Source organism: Mucilaginibacter sp. (assembly GCF_028288105.1).
In the GTDB taxonomy this organism is placed as follows: domain Bacteria; phylum Bacteroidota; class Bacteroidia; order Sphingobacteriales; family Sphingobacteriaceae; genus Mucilaginibacter.
In genome coordinates this window covers 1-4,531 of sequence record NZ_JAQBOI010000160.1, presented here as the reverse complement: position 1 = coordinate 4,531, position 4,531 = coordinate 1, and the positions used below count along the sequence as shown (strand labels likewise).

At 42.4% G+C, this 4,531-nt stretch carries 2 protein-coding genes and 1 pseudogene; 2 read left to right on the top strand and 1 reads right to left on the bottom strand.

What is annotated here, in order from left to right; translation table 11 throughout:
- Nucleotides 1-92 precede the first annotated feature (92 nt).
- The gene (purD, locus tag JWQ85_RS11270) at nucleotides 93-1,352 is read right to left on the bottom strand and encodes a phosphoribosylamine--glycine ligase (protein WP_299467934.1); all 1,260 of its coding nucleotides are present in this window, start codon (nucleotides 1,350-1,352) and stop codon (nucleotides 93-95) included.
- 103 nt (nucleotides 1,353-1,455) lie between these two features.
- Here purD and JWQ85_RS11265 point away from each other — a divergent pair, with 103 nt between their 5' ends.
- Complete coding sequence (locus JWQ85_RS11265; protein WP_299467932.1) at nucleotides 1,456-2,217, top strand: hypothetical protein; 762 nt, start codon at nucleotides 1,456-1,458, stop codon at nucleotides 2,215-2,217.
- A gap of 127 nt (nucleotides 2,218-2,344) precedes the next feature.
- A pseudogene (gene secA / locus JWQ85_RS11260) lies at nucleotides 2,345-4,531 on the top strand (preprotein translocase subunit SecA); the annotation flags it as partial.

Below are 4,531 nucleotides of genomic sequence, written 5' to 3'. Positions count from 1 at the left end.
AACTGTTAATTATTACGCCATAAAAAAAGCGGCATTGAAACTCAATACCGCTTTTTAATGCCATTATACAATGACTGTTATATAAGGTCAAATCATATATCTTTTCTAAAATATACACCGTCGTAATAAATGCGTGCAGCATCGGCAGTAGCTTGTTGCAGGGCATCAAACATATTATCCTGTAAGCTGGTAATGGCCAGCACACGGCCGCCGGTTGCTTTGATGTATTCGCCATCTAAAGCGGTGCCTGCATGGAAAACATGCGAATCGCGTACGTTCTCAATCCCGCTAATTGTTTTATCCTTTAAATACTCGCCGGGGTAGCCGCCAGCTACACAATCTACGGTAGCTGCAGTTTTGGCAGATATAATTAATTCTTTCTCGTTCAGGTTACCTTCGGCAACGCCAAGCAGCAAGTCAACAAAGTCTGATTCGATGCGCGGCATAACGCTTTCCGTTTCCGGGTCGCCCATGCGGCAGTTATATTCTATTACCCATGGCTCGCCATGCGTATTCATCAATCCTATAAAAATAAAGCCTTTGTAGGGGATGCCTTCTTTTTTCAAACCCTCAACAGTAGGGATGATAACCCTTTGCTCTACTTTCTCCATAAAAGCGGCATCGGCAAAGTGCACCGGCGAAACCGAGCCCATGCCGCCTGTATTTAACCCCGTGTCGCCTTCGCCAATACGTTTGTAGTCTTTAGCTTCGGGCAGTATTTTATAGTTGGTGCCATCGGTCATCACAAAAACCGAAAGCTCAATTCCCTGTAAAAATTGTTCAATCACCACTTTAGAGCTGGCATCGCCAAACTTGGCTTCGGTAAGCATTTCCAGTAGTTCCTGGCGGGCTTCTTCAAGGGTAAGGCATATTAAAACACCTTTGCCTGCTGCCAGTCCGTCGGCTTTTAAAACAACGGGCAGGCCTGTGGTTGCCAGGTAGTCAAAACCTTCCTGCAGGGTATCGCGGGTAAACGTGCGCGATGCGGCGGTAGGTACATTATTGCGTTGCATAAACGCCTTTGAATAATCCTTGCTGCCTTCTAATTGCGCACCTTCCTGCTGCGGGCCAATAACTGGGATGCTTTTCAGCTGCTCATCGGCCAGGAAAAAATCATGGATCCCTTTTACCAGTGGTTCTTCGGGGCCAACCAATACCATTTTAATATTGTTAGCTAAAGAAAAAGCTTTGATGCCTTCAAAATCGGTAACTTTTAAATTAACATTAGTGCCATACTGGCCTGTACCCGCATTACCGGGCGCTATAAAAAGCTTATCGCATTTTGGGCTTTGAGAAATTTTCCAGGCGAAGGCGCTTTCCCTTCCACCCGAACCAAGGAGCAGGATATTCATACGGGCAAATATAGTTAATGTGCAGATATGCAGATGTGCAAATGTGCAGATGAATTATTTGATGAGATAATTGTAAATTTAGCAGGCAGCCTAAGCGCAATTCATGAGCAGATTACTTAGAAGTTTTATTTTGTTAGCCTTAATGGGTATATCTGTTAAAGGCGTGTGCCAAATAACGGCAGATAATGTAAGGGAGGGTTTAAAGGGTAAAGTGGCTACGATGAAAAAAACATATTATGGTATCTATCCTGATATCATAAATTCAAGTTCTGTTTCCTTATTCGATGCACAAGGTTACATCATTAATGCAGTAAATTCTGATAGCCTGCAATCGCCGGCCCAAATTTGGAAATTCAAATACGACGATAAGAAAAAACTATTGAAACTTACTACAGTTAAAGGGAGTAAGATTCTATCTGTTTATACCAATATTTACGATACCCGGGGTTATTTAGTTCAGCAAAACATGTCCACCAATCAACGTACATACTTTAAGCCTGTCAGATACTTTTTCAAATACAATAAGCAAGGCCAACTGATTGAAATTTATAGTGAAACGTATGGTATTGATATCCGTCCTTCAAAAGAGGTTTTTACATATGATAAAAATGGACTTAGAATAACTCAGTCAACCTACAATAGCGGGGGCTATTTAATAGATAAGGTGTTTATGACGTATAATGAGAATCGCGATATTATTAAAAGTGTATATTACTATAATGTGATGTCGCCTGATAAATTAAGTACAACTTTATATAACTATACTTATGACAAAAAAGGGAATTGGGTTGTGAAAAGAAGGAAGGATAGCTATTCAAATAAATTCGAAATTATTCAAACCCGAAAAATTACCTACCATCAATAACATTTCTGTTAACTGTCATGCCCTTTACCTTTCTCCTTTCAGCTCAAAACCTTACCTTTGTATGTCAAAATGACTTTAAAATTGCACTGGCGCAATTATTGAGTTTGGTGCATTATATAAAAATAATATGTTAGATTTTTTCAGTAAGCTTTTTGGAAGCAAATCAGAACGAGACGTTAAAGGCCTTTCGCCGATAGTTGAGAAAGTTAAGGCTGCATATGCCAAGCTTGATCAGTTAAGTAATGATGAGCTTAGAGCCAAAACCATAGAATTTAAAGAGACCATTGCAGCCGGCCTTGCCGGAATTGACGGCGAGATACAGGCTATTAAAACCCGTACCGAAACTGAATTGAATATGGAGGTAAGCGAAAAGGTTACCCTGTACACTCAACTAGATAAGCTGGAAAAAGACCGCAATAAGGAACTTGAAGATATATTAATGAATATTTTACCCGAGGCTTTTGCCGTGGTAAAAGAAACATCGCGCAGGTTTACCGAGAACAAGACCATTGAGGTTACCGCTACACAGTTTGATCGTGAACTGGCTGCCCAAAAAAGCAACGTTATTATAAAAGGCGACCAGGCTATCCACCATAATACATGGTTGGCTGCCGGTAACGAGGTTACCTGGAACATGGTACATTACGATGTACAGTTGATAGGTGGTATTGTATTACACCAGGGTAAAATTGCCGAGATGGCAACAGGTGAAGGTAAAACATTGGTAGCCACACTGCCTGCTTACCTTAACGCGCTTGCCGGCCAGGGTGTGCACATAGTAACTGTGAATGATTACCTGGCACGCCGCGATAGCGAGTGGATGGGCCCATTATACGAGTTCCATGGTTTAGCGGTTGATTGTATTGACAAGCACGAGCCAAATTCTGAGGAACGCCGCAAAGCGTACCTTGCTGATATTACTTTTGGTACCAATAACGAGTTTGGTTTTGATTACCTGCGTGACAATATGACACGCAGCCCCGAAGAATTGGTACAACGTAAGCTGCATTATGCCATGGTGGATGAGGTGGATTCGGTTTTAATTGATGATGCGCGTACACCGTTAATTATATCAGGCCCGATACCTCGTGGCGATGAGCACGAGTTTTATGAGCTTAAACCACGTATCGAACGTTTGGTTAACGCGCAAAAAACTTACGTTAACACCGTTTTAAACGAAGCAAAAAAAGCTATAAACGAGGGTGATACCGGTATTGATGGTGGCGGGTTAGCATTATTGCGTGCACACCGTGCATTGCCAAAAAGCAAAGCCCTTATCAAATTTTTAAGTGAAGGCGGCAACAGAACGGTTTTGCAAAAAACAGAGAACCATTACATGCAAGACCAGGGCAAAGAAATGCCAAGGGTTGATTCGGAACTGTTCTTTATTATCGACGAAAAAAACAACTCTGTAGAGCTTTCAGAAAAAGGTATCGAACTGATAACAGCATCAGGCGAAGATCAAGGCTTCTTTGTAATGCCTGATGTAGGTACCGAGATCGCTAATATCGAAAAATCAGACCTTCCGGCAGAAGAAAAAATTGCCCGGAAAGATGAGTTGATGCGCGATTTCTCCATCAAATCTGAACGTATCCACTCGGTTAACCAGTTATTAAAGGCATATACTTTATTTGAAAAAGATACCGAGTATATCCTTGATGAAGGCAAAGTGAAAATTGTTGATGAGCAAACAGGCCGTGTATTAGATGGCCGCCGTTACTCTGATGGTTTGCACCAGGCTATCGAGGCTAAAGAAAATGTTAAGGTAGAGGATGCGACACAAACTTTTGCTACTGTAACACTGCAAAACTACTTCAGGATGTACCACAAGCTTTGCGGTATGACGGGTACTGCTGTTACCGAAGCTGGTGAGTTTTGGCAGATCTACAAATTGGATGTGGTAGAGATACCAACTAATACGCCAACCAGTCGTGCAGATATGCAGGACTTGGTTTACCGTACCATCCGCGAAAAATATAATGCTGTTGCCGATGAGATTGTAAAATTAACACAGGCCGGTCGTCCGGTGCTGGTGGGTACTACATCGGTAGAAATTTCTGAATTATTGAGCCGTATGCTTAAACTGCGCGGCATTAAACATAACGTACTGAACGCGAAAATGCACCAGAAAGAGGCCGATATTGTGGCCGAAGCTGGTCAGTCTGGTACAGTAACTATTGCCACCAACATGGCTGGCCGTGTTACGGATATAAAATTAGGCCCTGGCGTTAAAGATGCCGGTGGTTTAGCCATTGTAGGTACCGAGCGCCATGAATCGCGCCGTGTCGATCGCCAGTTGCGCGGTCGTGCAGGT